This is a genomic window from Pedobacter sp. Bi126, from assembly GCF_918698245.1.
Lineage (GTDB): Bacteria > Bacteroidota > Bacteroidia > Sphingobacteriales > Sphingobacteriaceae > Pedobacter.
The window spans coordinates 223,480-238,240 of sequence record NZ_CAKKMS010000004.1 but is presented as its reverse complement, the minus strand read 5'-3'; the positions used below and the strand labels follow the sequence as shown (position 1 = coordinate 238,240).

15 protein-coding genes are annotated in these 14,761 nt (G+C 37.0%); 3 read left to right on the top strand and 12 right to left on the bottom strand.

Annotated features, from left to right (window positions below; translation table 11 throughout):
- The first annotated feature begins 17 nt into the window (after nt 1-17).
- On the top strand, nt 18-605 hold the full coding sequence (ruvC, locus tag LQ201_RS15900; protein WP_230144435.1) for a crossover junction endodeoxyribonuclease RuvC: 588 nt from the start codon (nt 18-20) through the stop codon (nt 603-605).
- 228 nt (nt 606-833) lie between these two features.
- Here the strand turns inward: ruvC and LQ201_RS15895 are convergent, their stop codons facing one another.
- The 3 genes from LQ201_RS15895 to LQ201_RS15885 form a co-directional block, all read right to left on the bottom strand.
- Nucleotides 834-1,721 carry a DUF4349 domain-containing protein gene (locus LQ201_RS15895; protein ID WP_230144434.1) on the bottom strand — a complete coding sequence of 296 codons (888 nt, stop codon included), beginning with the start codon at nt 1,719-1,721 and terminating at the stop codon, nt 834-836.
- 519 nt (nt 1,722-2,240) lie between these two features.
- Nucleotides 2,241-2,459, bottom strand: coding sequence for a hypothetical protein (locus tag LQ201_RS15890; protein ID WP_029278686.1), 219 nt, complete (start codon nt 2,457-2,459; stop codon nt 2,241-2,243).
- Between the two features lie 57 nt (nt 2,460-2,516).
- On the bottom strand, nt 2,517-3,281 hold the full coding sequence (locus LQ201_RS15885) for a 5'-nucleotidase, lipoprotein e(P4) family (protein WP_230144433.1): 765 nt from the start codon (nt 3,279-3,281) through the stop codon (nt 2,517-2,519).
- Nucleotides 3,282-3,504: 223 nt separating this feature from the next.
- Here LQ201_RS15885 and LQ201_RS15880 point away from each other — a divergent pair, with 223 nt between their 5' ends.
- Nucleotides 3,505-4,212, top strand: a complete 708-nt coding sequence (locus LQ201_RS15880) for a hypothetical protein (protein ID WP_230144432.1) — start codon at nt 3,505-3,507, stop codon at nt 4,210-4,212.
- Between the two features lie 58 nt (nt 4,213-4,270).
- Here the strand turns inward: LQ201_RS15880 and LQ201_RS15875 are convergent, their stop codons facing one another.
- The 9 genes from LQ201_RS15875 to LQ201_RS15835 all read right to left on the bottom strand — a co-directional run bounded on the left by LQ201_RS15875 (nt 4,271) and on the right by LQ201_RS15835 (nt 11,782).
- Nucleotides 4,271-5,398, bottom strand: a complete 1,128-nt coding sequence (locus tag LQ201_RS15875) for an ATP-binding protein (protein WP_230144431.1) — start codon at nt 5,396-5,398, stop codon at nt 4,271-4,273.
- Between the two features lie 202 nt (nt 5,399-5,600).
- Nucleotides 5,601-6,485, bottom strand: coding sequence for an ATP synthase F1 subunit gamma (gene atpG / locus LQ201_RS15870; protein WP_215132261.1), 885 nt, complete (start codon nt 6,483-6,485; stop codon nt 5,601-5,603).
- Nucleotides 6,486-6,572: 87 nt separating this feature from the next.
- Nucleotides 6,573-8,147 carry a F0F1 ATP synthase subunit alpha gene (gene atpA, locus LQ201_RS15865; RefSeq protein ID WP_029279568.1) on the bottom strand — a complete coding sequence of 525 codons (1,575 nt, stop codon included), beginning with the start codon at nt 8,145-8,147 and terminating at the stop codon, nt 6,573-6,575.
- A 141-nt stretch (nt 8,148-8,288) separates the two neighbouring features.
- A complete protein-coding gene (atpH, locus tag LQ201_RS15860; RefSeq protein WP_230144430.1) occupies nt 8,289-8,828 on the bottom strand; it encodes an ATP synthase F1 subunit delta in 540 nt (179 codons plus the stop codon).
- A 61-nt stretch (nt 8,829-8,889) separates the two neighbouring features.
- Nucleotides 8,890-9,384 (bottom strand): F0F1 ATP synthase subunit B, encoded by a 495-nt coding sequence (locus tag LQ201_RS15855; RefSeq protein ID WP_057931912.1) that lies wholly within the window; start codon nt 9,382-9,384, stop codon nt 8,890-8,892.
- 88 nt (nt 9,385-9,472) lie between these two features.
- Nucleotides 9,473-9,688, bottom strand: coding sequence for an ATP synthase F0 subunit C (atpE, locus tag LQ201_RS15850; RefSeq protein ID WP_056087863.1), 216 nt, complete (start codon nt 9,686-9,688; stop codon nt 9,473-9,475).
- 41 nt (nt 9,689-9,729) lie between these two features.
- Nucleotides 9,730-10,860, bottom strand: coding sequence for a F0F1 ATP synthase subunit A (gene atpB, locus LQ201_RS15845; RefSeq protein WP_230144429.1), 1,131 nt, complete (start codon nt 10,858-10,860; stop codon nt 9,730-9,732).
- Nucleotides 10,861-10,874: 14 nt separating this feature from the next.
- Nucleotides 10,875-11,264 carry a hypothetical protein gene (locus LQ201_RS15840; RefSeq protein WP_230144428.1) on the bottom strand — a complete coding sequence of 130 codons (390 nt, stop codon included), beginning with the start codon at nt 11,262-11,264 and terminating at the stop codon, nt 10,875-10,877.
- 293 nt (nt 11,265-11,557) lie between these two features.
- Complete coding sequence (locus LQ201_RS15835) at nt 11,558-11,782, bottom strand: AtpZ/AtpI family protein (RefSeq protein ID WP_230144427.1); 225 nt, start codon at nt 11,780-11,782, stop codon at nt 11,558-11,560.
- 110 nt (nt 11,783-11,892) lie between these two features.
- Between LQ201_RS15835 and LQ201_RS15830 the strand changes: the two genes are divergently transcribed.
- Nucleotides 11,893-14,658 (top strand): gliding motility protein, encoded by a 2,766-nt coding sequence (locus LQ201_RS15830; protein WP_230144426.1) that lies wholly within the window; start codon nt 11,893-11,895, stop codon nt 14,656-14,658.
- Nucleotides 14,659-14,761 lie beyond the last annotated feature (103 nt).

Here is a 14,761-nt window from a genome sequence, read left to right as displayed (position 1 = left end):
TGCTTAATATTGCTGTAATGTTGAACGAAAAAAAGGAACGGGTTATTATGGGCATTGATCCAGGCACAGCGGTGATGGGTTATGGCGTAATTTTAGAGAAGGGAAATAAAACAGAACTGATCAGTTTAGGGGTGGTAAAGATGACCCATTTGGATGATCCTTTTCTTAAGCTTCAGCGGATATTCGAAAAAACAGTGGTTTTGATCGATCAGTATAAGCCAGATGTCCTCGCCATCGAAGCACCATTTTATGGTAAAAACATTCAGGTATTATTAAAACTCGGCCGCGCGCAGGGCATTGCCATTGCAGCTGCACTCTCCAGAAATATCTCGGTAACCGAATATTCTCCACGTAAGATCAAACAATCCATTACCGGCAGCGGAAATGCTACTAAAGAGCAAGTGGCAGCCATGTTGCAACGCTTGTTAAATTTTAAAGAAACGCCAGAGTTTTTAGATGCTACCGATGGGTTAGCAGTAGCCGTTTGCCATTCTTTTCAAAAAATTACCTCTGGTGGAAAATCCAAAACCTATTCAGGTTGGGAATCTTTTGTAAGTGATAACAAAACCAAGGTTAAAGGTTTAGTGGTTAAAGCAAAGAAATAAATATCGGTTGGTGAATCACCAACCGAAGGAGAGCGAATGACGATGATAGGTCACGAGGTATCGTCATTCCCAACTTGATTGGGAACCACGGAGTGCTCATGAATGCCTCTGAAAAAAAGAAAACTTATGAATAATCCTAATGCTATAAACTTTAAGATTCCCGCCTGCGCGGGAATGACGGTCGATTATTTAATCTGTCATTGGTAGCGTAGTTGAAGGAATAGATTCTTACTGCCTAGCCTGATCAATCATATTTTTAGTCGCTTCAGCCATTGCCAGTTTATTCTTGCGGACAAAATATTTGATAGTGAAGAAGATTGCGATACCGACCAATATCAACATCCATAAATTGGAAATTGCGATGATGATTTCTTTAAAAATGGTCCAACCATTTACAATACCCAACCAAAGTCTGTTGATAAATGCCGGGCGGTAATCGTACAGATTGTCATTGGCAACAATCATCGTTTTAACGGTATTATCCTGATAAAAATTAAGAGTAATGGTACTGAATTTTACACGGCTATCGATTTGCATATTCTCAATTCTCTTGTCAACATAATCGTCTTTGATGTAAAGAGAAGATTCTACATTGGCACTTTTCTTCGAGGCTACTTTATTGATTTTTTCAATCGCATCGACCCGATTCTGTGCTTTCAGCTTATTGGATAAATAGGCGATACTCTGATCGTCCATCTTCATCGATTGGTTATCCACAAAAACCGCCATTTTTGCAATGGTATTGGTAAATTCATCCAGTTTCTCAGACGGAACTTTTGCCACCAAATAACCTTGTGTACGATAGGAAGTAATTTCTTTTAACGAATCAGTAGATTGCTTAACCTTATCGGTTTCCTGGATGGAACTTTCAATAGAAAACTCAGCCACCGTACCCCCTTCGGCTTTAATGGCTTTACTGAGCTGTTCTTTGGTGTTTTGAACATCTTTCACACGAAACCGCATATCAGCAGTTTTAATAATTTTTTCGGCGGGCAACTCTACTGTAGCAGTAGTATCTGCCATACTTTCTTTGTCAGTACGGGCGTAATCTTTTTTTTCGGCGTTACAGCCAAATAGGGCCAAAATTATGGCTATAGCAATAATATTCCTTTTCATGATTGTGTGTTTTTAAATAAATAATCATTTTAAATATTTGCTTCAAATGGCCATAAGAAGTGCAGCGTTTTGGTTAGCTTTTAACGCTGTGTTTCCCTTAATACAGTAATCGTATTTAGGTAACCCAATGTTGAGCTTGGAGTAGTGAGAAGGGGGTTTGGAGGTTTTTTTTTGGTTATTATAAACCTCGCAGGTTTTGAAAGCTTGCGAGGTTTGCCTAGCGTCTTTAATGTGTGTCTTTTTTGAAAAGCAGGTTACTGTGTACATCGGTTCCGAAAGCCCTGCCATCCGCTTTACCGCTCTGCGTTCGGTGCCCGCTCCTGTCAGGTTTAAATTACTTAGGCAGACCTTTCTATCCTAAACCCGACAGTCGCGATAGTCCCTGATTCTTCATCAGGGTATTATTTTAATGGCCTCAATGAGGCTGCAAGATTTAAAATCTGATGGATTTGTGCCTATAAACAAAAAAGCCGATCATGAATAAACATGACCGGCTTTTATATCTTGATCGCAATTGGCTTATGCGTCTAATATTTTGAATACACCTTTAATGGCAATAATTGCACCGATGAATAAAACAATCCAGGATGCTAAAGATACTTGCCACGAATCATAAGCGAAACGTGCGTAAGTACCCACCATGCAAACCAGTACACCAAAAATCATTAATTTATAAATTCCTGGCTGGTTAGCCGTTTTCATACTTTCTGTATTGTGCTTTAATTCGTTGTTCTCCATAATGTTTATTTTTATGATGCTGCAAAAGTAATACTTATTGCTGAATAATTATAAAACTTAGTAACTTTTTAATCGTTCTAATCTTTGTTTCGCTTTATCTTTATCACTAAGTTTTTCTCCCTGATACAAAGGCTTTTCCCAATCTCCGTACATTGGGTTTGGCAACACGATATACTTTGTACCAAATAGGTGCTGATTTGTGTTTACCTGTTCAAAGGTATTTTTATTTTCACGATAAAAAATATTGCTAAAATCGCTTAAATTATCGCCACACAACAAGAGAATGTTATGCGTTTCAGTAATTTTTTGGCGGCGCGGTTCTTTATTTGATGTTCCTTTCGAAACTACTAAATGCGCATCATCTGCATACGGAAAGCCAAAGCTTTTAAGATTTTTCAATGTTGCGGTATAATCCTTTTCATCGCGGTTGCTCACATAAAATATTTCGATATGCTTTAATGCAGCAAACTTTAAAAAAGCCAAAGCCCCCGGAACAGTGTCAGCTTTAGCCAGGTTTGTCCATTCGGTCCAGTCTGCAGGTACGTAACTCAGTCCTTTCTTAATTTCATGTCCCTGAAAAGCCGAGTTGTCCAAAACCGTCTCGTCTATATCAACAACCACACAATTTGGCTTTTTGCTGGTATCGGCCCATAATGCTTCTTTTAATGATAAACGGGCAAAGTTATAAGCCTGAAAGCATAACGCCCTGTACTCGCCTGAAGTTTGCTGCCAAAGCACTGCATTGGTATAATCACGGGCAGGATTTTGGGCCTTTGTAAAAAACGGAAAAGCAGACAAGATGATGAAGATGTATTTTTTCATTGTTGATATTATACCGCAAAGATATTAAAAGACTATCATTAACCAGGCCTGAACGCTTGTAAAACAGTTCTTATATAATTTGCATAGAAATACTTCAATACAATACACCTAAGTAAGAGATAGACTACGGAGCAACCGCAATAATCAGAATAATTTCTACCAATTAAGATTTTAGTTATAAAAATAACTATTTTTGGGCACACACAAATAAAATCAATTTATTATGAAATCTAAAAGCCTACTAGGGATAGCTATTGCCCTATTTTTCTTTGCGGCCTGCAAGAAAGATGACCCGATTATTAAACCTCCGGTAGTTATCGAAAAAGAAGACCCTTTAGAATATGCTCATGACAGTATATCTTACAGTATCGATGGGATCACTTATAAACTATCTAAATATTCCAGTTTCTACAGTGCCAGTAATAGACAACCGTATTCAAAAGTAGATTCAATTGTCGACAACGGTTATTATATATCTGGTATTAAAGATTCTGTTTTATACTCAAGGAAATATGGAATGTATAATGATGAGCAAAAAGTGGACGTAATATTTATTAAAACTTATAACAAAGCATCGATGTTGCAGTCACTAATTTTAAGGCCAAAAGATATTATGGATTTATTTACAGTGGGGCAGAGAAATTATGCGCTGGATTATGGTAGAGATAATATACAAAATGGGGTTGCGATAAGCATCTCTGATGGATTTAAAACATATGGTTCAGATTCATTTAGAACACCACCACAATTAAGCGCTGATGCTCAAAATAATTCAAAATTTGAAATCACAAGTTTAAAGAAATTAAAGTCTGGCACATCTATTTTAGAAGCTAAATTTAATGCAACGGTTTACAACGAAAAGAACGTGAGCAAAAAATTAGAAAATGGATATTTGAGATTAGTTATGAGTAAATATGACTCAATCTTATAAATAAGTAAGATGCCCATTCCAATTTAAGAATGGGTATCTTAGTTTTATCAACAAACGATTAACCATTCAAAAAACTTCCTCTTTCGCCTTTTGATAAAGCCAGTGTTTCCGCTTCAGGATAAGCCTGGGTAAAAGTTACAGGGATTTTATTTTTACCTCTTTCATTCCATTTAAATTCTACAGCGAGAAGCCTCGTATCCGTTTTTTCGATATAATCGATTTCCTGTTGTTGAGTTGTACGCCAGAAAAAGCATTCAGCTTCCATTTGATGCTGATGCAAAAACTTCATCCGCTCGGCAATCATATAATTTTCAAACAATGCACCTACATCGTTTCTGTTGGCAATGGGATTAAAATTCCTTGTAATGGCGTTTACAATCCCGGTATCGTAGAAATAAATCTTTTTATTCTTTTTTATTTCGTTGCGCACGTTACCCGAAAATGCTGGCAGCGTAAAAACTACAAAAGATTTTTCGAGCAGACTGATATATTTATCAACTGTTTTCTGGTCGGCTTTTACCAATTGTGCTAGTTCAGAAAAATTCACTTCGCTTCCAATCTGTAAAGCCAAAGCCTTTACAATTTTCTCAAACAACAGTGGCTTCTTCACCTCCTCGAGTGCAAATAAATCCTTATACAGGTAGCTATCGGAAAGTAATTTTAAATGCTCTTCGGCATGCTGTGGATCGTTAATAATTTCAGGATAAGAACCATAAATTAAACGTTGCTCCAGCGATCTTTCTTCGGAAATGAAATCGGTATCATTTACCAGTTCGGCATACGAAAAAGGCAAAAGCATCATTTCATATTTCCGGCCAGTTAAGGGTTCGTTAATCTTACCCGATAGTTCAAAAGCCGACGAACCTGTAGCAATTACTTGAACATTTTTAAATCGATCTACAATGATTTTAATCAATAATCCAACATCACTTATCCGTTGAGCTTCATCAATAAATAGAACTTCATAATTACCAAGCATTTGGCCAATCTGTATAGCATTCGGTTTAGCTAAAGTTTCCCTCACATCAGCATCATCTCCATTCAGGTACAATGTCCTTTTATCCACTTTGGCTAACAGCTGTTCTACAAAAGTAGTTTTACCTGTTTGCCTTGGGCCAAAAACGATGAAAGCTTTCCCTTTAAAGAGCCTTGCCAAAGCATAATCCAACTGTTTCCTAATAATCATAACAAAAAATTACTACACAAAAGTATAATAATTTTGGATTACAATCCATAAAAAGTATAATAATTTTGGATTGAAATCCATAAAAAATATAATAATTTTGGATTACATACTATATTAATATTAAAAAAGCCCATTTCAGTTAAGAAATGGGCTTTATATTTTTCGGACTCGGGACTAAAAACGCCCAACCCCAAACTACATGTTATCCGTTCAATGCTGCTGCACCACTCACAATCTCAGTTAACTCAGTTGTAATTGCTGCCTGGCGAGCCTGGTTGTATGAAAGTTTTAAGGCTTTCAATAATTCTCCAGCATTTTCAGTTGCTTTATCCATTGATGTCATACGTGCACCGTGCTCAGAAGCGTGAGAATCTAAAACGGCTTTGTATAACTGAATTTTAACTGATTTAGGAATCAACTGTCCTACAATCTCTTCTTGCGAAGGCTCTAGAATGTAATCAACATTGGTCGTTTTACTTTCAACCTTTGTTTCTTCCGCTTTTGGTAAAGGCAACAATTGCTCAGTTGTAATAAACTGAACCGCTGCATTTTTAAAACGATTGTAAACAACCTCCACTTTATCGAACTCACCTTTAATAAAACCGGCCATAATCGCATCGGTAATTTTGGTTACGTTTTCGAAAGTTAAAGCAGCGTATACTTCGTTATTATTACCAATTACGTTATAATTACGTTTTTCGTAAAAATCCTGGGTTTTCTTACCGATAGAAATAATGCTTACATTACCGTTTTTCAACTGTTCGCTATATTTCTCAGCAATTAAATTGTTGGCCGCTTTAATCACGTTCATGTTAAAAGCACCAGCCAAACCACGGTTTGATGATACTGTTACAATTAAAACCTTATTAGGTTCACGCTCTTGTATAAAAGGCGATGAAGACCCTTCTAAACTTGCTGATAGATTACCTAAAATCTCTTTCAGTTTAGTCGCATAAGGACGTAAAGCGATAATTGCATTGGTAGCACGTTTCAACTTAGCTGCCGAAACCATTTTCATAGCCTTGGTAATTTGCTGCGTTGATTGTACCGATGCAATCCGGTTTCTTACTTCTTTTAAATTAGCCATTTTTTAAGTATCGAGTATTAAGTATCAAGTATCAAGATAGGTGAACAAACCCAATCTTGATACTTGATACCCGCTACTTGTATCTAATTAGTATTTACTTGAAATCTCTTTTGCTACTGTATCTAAAACACCTGTAATGGTATCATCAAATTTACCAGCTTTTAATGCCGCTAAAGTTTCTGGATGACGTAGTTCCAATTGCGTTAAATATTCAGTTTCGAATTCTTTTACTTTATCAACTGGTACACTACGCATTAAGTTTTTAGTACCTGCATAAACAATAGCTACCTGTTTTTCAACTGTAAAAGGGGTAAACTGAGCTTGTTTTAACATTTGTACGTTACGTGCACCTTTATCTAAAACCGATTTCGTTGCAGCATCTAAATCAGAACCGAATTTAGAGAAAGCCTCTAGTTCGCGGTATTGAGCCTGATCCAATTTTAAAGTACCTGCTACTTTTTTCATCGATTTGATCTGCGCATTACCACCTACACGTGATACCGAAATACCTACGTTAATTGCCGGACGGATACCTGAGTTGAACAAGTTCGACTCTAAGAAAATCTGACCATCAGTAATCGAAATTACGTTGGTTGGGATATATGCTGATACGTCACCTGCCTGAGTTTCGATAATCGGTAAAGCTGTTAATGAACCACCACCTTTAACGATATGTTTGATCGATTCAGGTAAATCATTCATCGCTTTTGCGATATCATCGTTAGAATTGATTTTCGCAGCTCTTTCTAACAAACGACTGTGTAAGTAGAAAACGTCACCTGGATAAGCTTCACGGCCCGGTGGACGACGAAGTAATAAAGATACCTCACGGTAAGCTACAGCTTGTTTAGATAAATCATCATAAACGATTAAAGCTGGTCTGCCAGTATCGCGGAAAAACTCACCAATTGCAGCACCTGCAAACGGCGCATAGAACTGCATTGGAGCAGGATCTGCAGCCGAAGCAGCAACAACAACTGTATATGGTAAAGCGCCGTTTTCTTCCAATGTACGTACAATGTTAGCTACAGTAGAGTTTTTCTGACCGATAGCAACATAAATACAGAACACAGGCTGGCCTGCTTCATAAAATTCTTTTTGGTTGATAATAGTATCGATACAAACGGCAGTTTTACCAATCTGACGGTCGCCAATAACCAACTCGCGTTGACCACGACCGATTGGAATCATCGCATCAATTGCTTTAATACCGGTTTGTAAAGGCTCATTTACCGGCTGACGATAAATTACACCTGGTGCTTTACGCTCTAAAGGCATTTCGTAAGTTTCACCTAAGATTGGACCTTTACCATCTAAAGGCTCACCTAAAGTGTTCACTACGCGGCCAAGCATACCTTCACCAACTTTAATAGAGGCAATTTTTTTGGTACGTTTAATCGTATCACCTTCTTTGATCTCATCTGAAGCACCTAAAAGTACCACACCAACGTTATCTTCTTCAAGGTTTAATACGATCCCTTGTAGGCCGTTTGCAAATTCAACTAATTCTCCCGATTGAACTTTAGTTAAACCGTAAACACGGGCAATACCGTCGCCCACTTGCAACACGGTACCAACTTCTTCCAGTTCGGTTTCTGATTTGAAGCCCGCCAATTGCTGTCTGATAATTGCCGATACTTCGTCTGGTCTTACCTCTACCATAATTTTACTTTATATCTTTTTGTAAATGTTTAGTGCTTAGCGCATGGCGCTTGGCATTTATTCGCCATCCGCTTATCGCAATACTTTTTTGTTTGGCATTTGGCGCATGGCGTTTTCCGCTATACGTTTATCGCCTCGCGCTTACTGTGCAAATTCTTTTCTTAGTTTACTTAAACCGCTGGCAATACTTGCATCAAATTGCTTATCACCAACTTTTAATATAAAACCACCAATTAATTTTTCGTTAATTTTTTCGTTAACAATAACCTGGTTGGCGTTTAATTCTCTTTTAACAATCGCAATAATCTGCTCTTTAGCTGCAGGGCTTAAAGCACTTGCAGTAGTTACATCAGCAGTAACAATACCCTTAATTAAGTTATATTGTTGAACGAACTGTTTAGCAGTGGCAAATAAAATCGCCGAACGGCCTTTGTTTACCACAATCTTAAAAAACGAGATGGTTAGCTTGCTTACTTTATCAGCAAAAATACCGTTCAAAATACCCGTCTTTTTATCTAAAGGTACAATCGGGTTTTTTAATATTGCTTCTAGTTCAGGGGTTTCATCAACCACTTTCTCAAACAAAACCATATCATTATAAGAATCCTCTAACGCGTTGTTTTCAACGGCTAAGTCTATTAATGATTTGGCGTATCTGCTTGCAACTTTAATTTCTGACATATCTTTTGGGTTGGCGTTTAGCGGTTAGCGTTTAGTACGCCCGTCGCTTTACGCAATACGCTTAGTTTAATTCAACGTCTTTTAACAAGTTAGCTACTAAAGTTTCTTGTTTTGCTTTATCATCCAATTGGGTACGTAAAACACGTTCTGCAATTTCCAATGATAATGAAGAAACCTGGTCTTTAACTTCAGCTAAAGCTGCTTTCTTTTGGTTCTCGATTTCGATTTTAGCTTTCTCGATCAGTTTAGCACCTTCAACCTGGGCTTGTTTTTTAGCTTCGTTTAAAATACCATCCTTTAAAGTTTTAGCTTCCTTTAAAATCTCATCACGTTCTGCGCGAGCCTGTTGCATCAAATCTTGATTTTGGCTGGTTAAACGAGCCATTTCTTGTTTGGCTAATTCAGCTTTGTTAAGTGCCTCATCAATGCTTTGCTCACGTTCGTGAATAGCACCTAAAATAGGTTTCCATGCAAATTTTCTAAGTAATATCAATAAGCAGATGAACGATATTCCAGTCCAAAAAATTAATCCTATGCTTGGGGTTACTAAATCCATTTTATCTAATTTTTTTAATCTTAATCTCTTTAATAAGATTGGGTAAATAACCAATCGTTAAATACCCAACCTAATTTTTTCAGGTGAATTACTGAGGGTTGTTTCCTAATAATGCAACTACCACACCGAATAAAGCAGCACCCTCGATAAGGGCAGCAGCGATAATCATTGCAGTCTGAATTTTTGATGCAGCTTCTGGTTGACGAGCAATACCTTCCATTGCTTTACCACCTACTTGACCGATACCGATACCTGCACCGATTACTGCTAAACCGGCACCAATTGCCGCGATTGAACCTACCATAACTAATTTATTTATATTAATTTGTAAAAAATAGTTTTCTATTAATGATGCTCCTCTACTGCCATACCAATAAACAAGGCAGTTAATAATGTAAAAATAAAGGCTTGTAAAAATGCCACCAGCAATTCTAACACATCCATAAATATTACGAATGCCACTGAAACAGGAGAAATCCAAGCCGTTTCGAAAATAAATATTAAGGAAATTAAACTTAATACGATAATGTGACCAGCTGTAATGTTTGCGAACAAACGAATCATTAAAGCGAAAGGTTTAGAAATGATACCAATTAATTCAACAGGAATCATAATCGGATATAACCACCAAGGCACATCAGGTGTTAAAATGTGTTTCCAGTAATATTTATTACCGTTGATATTAACAATAATCATAGTACCCAATGCCATCACAAAAGTCAAGGCAATGTTACCGGTTACGTTAGCACCACCTGGAAAAATCGGAATCAATCCCAACAAGTTGTTAAACCAGATAAAGAAAAATACGGTTAACAGGTAAGGCATAAATTTAGCATACTTATGACCGATGTTTGGCTTAGCAATATCATCCCTTACAAAAACAATGATCGGTTCGATTAAAGACTGTAAACCTTTTGGTGCCTTACCAACGCGTTTTTTATACGCCCTAGCGACTGAAATGAATACAATTAAAATAATCAAAATCGCCACGAACATCGCAGCAACGTTTTTAGTAATTGAGAAATCTAAAACAGACTTACTTGCTTCTTCATCGATTTTTCCATCAGCACCAACTACCTTTATATGATCTTCTTCTAAACGATAATTATTGTATTTACCGTTATAATCATGCTCTCCATGATGGAAGTTACCAGAAGAGAAAACCTCCAAACCGTTAGCAGTATATAAAATTACTGGAAGAGGCAATGAAGTATGCCCCCAAAGATGCCACATATGCGAATCGGCAATGTGTTCCATAATTACCTTAGTTGGCTCGAATTTTTCTTCACCATGTTTAGCAGCGCCATGCTCACCAGAAACTGCTTCGGCAGATCCGGCTACAACACTATCAACAGGAACAACAGCGCTATCAACCTGAGCGAAAGTATCAATTTTGATAGATAAAAACGCGATTAAAAGCGTAAAAACAACAATTAGTCTTTTAACTTTCGACACAAAAACTTGGTTACAATCCATTTATTGGCAGTTTTTTACTTTAAATTTTGGTGGCGCAAGTTACGTAACAAACAGTAAATTTCAAAGGCCGTAAACAATAAATATAAAGAAAAAAAATTAAGCAGAAATATTAGCCCAATCCCCTTCGCTTTTATACTGTAAATCAACACAAAAGCCATACAAAAAATCATCTTCACTGCAATTGATCCCATAATTGCCATAATACCCACTTCAGGATCACGTTTTATACCGATATCAACAAGCATATAGGCTACATAAGTTATGCCGGCCAAAAAGCCAAACATCACCCAAAAGTTATTTACAAACAATTGTTGATCAGGAAATACGACAGGTAAAACGGCAATTACACCTATTAAAAGGCCTACAAAAATGAAATAGATACTGGTAAATTTGGCTAGCGTCAATGTATAATTTCTTAGCAGATAAAAACTTTTGCAAAGATAAGGTTTTTAGTATCATTAAGTAGTGTGGGAGATAATTATTATGAAGGTTGGTTAAATGTTCAAATTGATTAATCGGTTAACTGAAGCAAACAGCAAATTGTTCTATTGCTTAATTGTTTTAAATTGGTTAATTAGTTAAGCGAAACAAAACTTCTAATTTAAATTGTTTTATAGTAACTGCTGATGGCAAACTGTCGCTTGAAAACCGAGAATTGCCTACTGAAAACTGCCTACTGGAAACCGTCAACTGAAACTTACGGCTTAGTGGCCTGCCTAATGGCCTGGTATAATGCAATCCCCACCCCTGCCAAAGCAAAAGCAGCCGTAATTAAATTAGTTTTGCTGTTTCTGTGCTCATCAATCTTATAGCCAATAAAAGTGAGCAGGCCAATGGTAGCAATCATCTGGAAGCCAATAGCAGAATATTTAGTGGCCGCATTTACCTTTTTCTTTGTATCTTCTTCTTTCGGATTTTCCATTTTTTAATGCAATAATTAAATTAACTTTGAATAATTAAAATTTGTTGCCAAATAAAATATTTTTCTACATATATTGTTTATTGTATATCCACCTAAGAGATTTATCATACTTGAAAAATTACGCTAACAAAAACTTAAATCCCTTCTTCATCTTTTTTAGTGTCCTCCTTATTTATGGCTGTGTCGCAAATAAAGATACAGCAGTAGATCGCAGGTTTCAAAACTTAACGGCAAGGTATAACTATATCTACAACTCCAATGTTTTACTAACTGAGTACAATGAGAGCCTACTACAAAGTTATGCCGATAATTATGAAAAAACACTGCCTGTTTACCTCGATCCTGAGCCACAGGTAAATCTGGTGCTTACACCAGGGGTTGCCAATAAACAGCTCGATGACGTTATTGCCAAAGGACAAACTGTTATAAACGATAAAAGTTTTAGTAATTATATTGATGATGCCTATATGCTTTTGGGCAAAGCAAATTATTTAAAAGGCAATTATTTTATCGCATCAGAATATTTCGATTATACGGCAAAAACCTATAACAGCGATTTAAAAACATTCATTATGGCCATGAACTGGAAAGCCCGTAGCCAAATGCAACTGAACAATATGGTACTTGCCGATAAAATTATTGATACCATGTTGCGTGCTTCTGATGAGTTAAAAAAAGATCTGGCAGAGCCATTGGCAACTGCTGCCCAGATGCGTATTTATCAAAAACGCAATAAAGAAGCTATTCTTTTTTTAGAATCGGCAATTGCCCTTCCGGCCGAAAAACAGCTGCGTATACGCTGGCGCTTTATCCTTGCCCAATTGCAGGAGAAAGAGAAAAATCTTCAGGATGCTTATGCCAATTTTACCAAGGTTGAAAAAAGCAACGCTCCATTTGAAATGTATTTTCACGCCAATTTAAACCGCATTAAACTAAGAGCATTGCTCAGTGGCGTAAAACTGAATAAGGAAGAACAGCTGCTTGCTTTGTTAAAAGATGATAAGAATTTCGATTATACCGATCAGATTTATTATCAGGTTGGAGAGCTCTTTTCTGCAGAAGGAAACTTTGTAAAAGCTGAAGAGAGCTACCACAAATCAGTTGCAAAAAGCACCAGGAACCAAACTCAAAAGGCCTTATCCTATTTAAGGATTGCCGACTTAAATTTTAAGGCGTTTAACAACTACATTAAAGCAAAACTGTATTACGATAGTACGGTGATGATTTTACCTAAAAACTTCCCTGATTACGACAACATTGTTAAAAAGGCCGATAACCTGAAATATTTAACGGATAGGTATACCATTATTGCAAAGGAAGATACCGCCCAGGCTATTGCCAAACTTCCTGCAGGCGAGCGCGAGGCTAAGGTTAAAGCCTATTTAACACCTAAAGTTGAAGTGAGCAATACTGGAGGGGTAATCAGTAATCAATATTTAAATGATCCTGACTTCCCAAATCGATCGTTAAATGCTTCGAATAATACTGCGGGGAACACCTTTTATTTTAATAACAATGCTGCAATAAGCAATGGTTTCGGCGATTTCAAAAAACGCTGGGGCAACAGACAGCTGGAAGATAACTGGCGTCAAAGCATCCGTTCATCGGCACAGGAAACCAATCAGGTTTTGGCAGGTGGGAATGTAGCTACCGGAATCGCGCCTGCAAATGGAGAAACGAATCAAACGGCTGTAGACCAAACCACATTAGAAAAACAGTTTTTGGATGGTTTGCCAACCACTCCCGCATTATTGGCTACCTCCGATCAAAAAATCATTGATGCTTATTTCGAAATCGCCAGCTTCTATCAACAAGAGCTAAACGACAAAGCAGAAGCAAATAAGATTTACCTGGAACTGATTAAAAGATATCCGGATAATAACCATTTAGTTGCCATTTACTACAGTTTACATCTAAATTACAAGGGTGTTGATGAAGTAAAATCAGATCAGTATAAACAATTGGTGCTCACTAAGTTCCCTGAATCTAATTTTGCAAAGAATATTTTAGATCCATCGTACTCGGCCAAACAAACAGAAATGGAAAACATTGCCATTAACAATTATAATGTGGCCTTTAATGCTTACGCGAAAAAAGATTATCCAGGGGTAGTGAAACAGGCGGATGATAACATTACGGCTTTTCCTAACAATGATTTAGCACCACAGTATGCCTATTTAAAAGCAATTGCTGTTGGCCGCACCGCTAAGGTTGATGCGCTGCTTACTGAATTTAATTTGATTACCACGCTTTATCCAAACGATAAAATTATTACCCCATTGGTCCGCGATCATTTAAAATATATTGAGGCAAATTTGGAAGAGTTTAAACAACGGCCACTTGCCCTTATCGATTTTGATCCAAATGCGCCACGTTTTGTAAGTCAGGCTACACCAATTGCCGTTCCAACAAAACCTTTAGTAACTGATAATGCCACTGTTAAAACAGCAGAGCCTACCATTGTATCTAAACCTGCTGAGGTTAAACCGGCCGATCCTACCAAACCGGCGAGCATTTTTAGTACAACTAAATCAGAAGAGTATTATTATGTGATCGACGTTGCCGACGCAACTTTAACCTTAAGTTCCTCACGTTTTGGAATAGGGCAGTTTAACCGTGGCAATTACCCCGATAATGATTTGGAACATAAATTGGTAGAGTTAGATAATGATCAGCTGATTTACATTACGAGTTTTATCGATCTTGAAGATGCCAAAATTTACGAATCAAGCATTACAGGCCAGTTAAAGAACATTATGAAAGTTCCAGCCAACTTATATAAAGGCTTTATCATCAGCAAAGAAAACTTCGAAAAGCTAACAGACCGCTCGCGCATTAACGAGTATCTGGAGTTTTTAAAAGACAATTACAAATAAGTAATATGGTTTAAGCTGGTGGAGAAAAATCTATTCTATAAAAAATTAATAAATTTGCATCCAAAATCTTCTATTCTGGAGATGATTGGAAAATAACAACACA

Coding starts and splice junctions, on each gene's coding strand:
- LQ201_RS15890 (WP_029278686.1), bottom strand. CDS start 2,459: ATGGAGAACAACGAATTAAAGCACAATACAGAAAGTATGAAAACGGCT.
- LQ201_RS15855 (WP_057931912.1), bottom strand. CDS start 9,384: ATGGATTTAGTAACCCCAAGCATAGGATTAATTTTTTGGACTGGAATA.
- LQ201_RS15835 (WP_230144427.1), bottom strand. CDS start 11,782: ATGGAAAATCCGAAAGAAGAAGATACAAAGAAAAAGGTAAATGCGGCC.
- LQ201_RS15875 (WP_230144431.1), bottom strand. CDS start 5,398: ATGATTATTAGGAAACAGTTGGATTATGCTTTGGCAAGGCTCTTTAAA.
- LQ201_RS15880 (WP_230144432.1), top strand. CDS start 3,505: ATGAAATCTAAAAGCCTACTAGGGATAGCTATTGCCCTATTTTTCTTT.
- atpB (WP_230144429.1), bottom strand. CDS start 10,860: ATGGATTGTAACCAAGTTTTTGTGTCGAAAGTTAAAAGACTAATTGTT.
- LQ201_RS15885 (WP_230144433.1), bottom strand. CDS start 3,281: ATGAAAAAATACATCTTCATCATCTTGTCTGCTTTTCCGTTTTTTACA.
- atpG (WP_215132261.1), bottom strand. CDS start 6,485: ATGGCTAATTTAAAAGAAGTAAGAAACCGGATTGCATCGGTACAATCA.
- atpA (WP_029279568.1), bottom strand. CDS start 8,147: ATGGTAGAGGTAAGACCAGACGAAGTATCGGCAATTATCAGACAGCAA.
- atpH (WP_230144430.1), bottom strand. CDS start 8,828: ATGTCAGAAATTAAAGTTGCAAGCAGATACGCCAAATCATTAATAGAC.
- LQ201_RS15895 (WP_230144434.1), bottom strand. CDS start 1,721: ATGAAAAGGAATATTATTGCTATAGCCATAATTTTGGCCCTATTTGGC.
- ruvC (WP_230144435.1), top strand. CDS start 18: ATGTTGAACGAAAAAAAGGAACGGGTTATTATGGGCATTGATCCAGGC.
- atpE (WP_056087863.1), bottom strand. CDS start 9,688: ATGGTAGGTTCAATCGCGGCAATTGGTGCCGGTTTAGCAGTAATCGGT.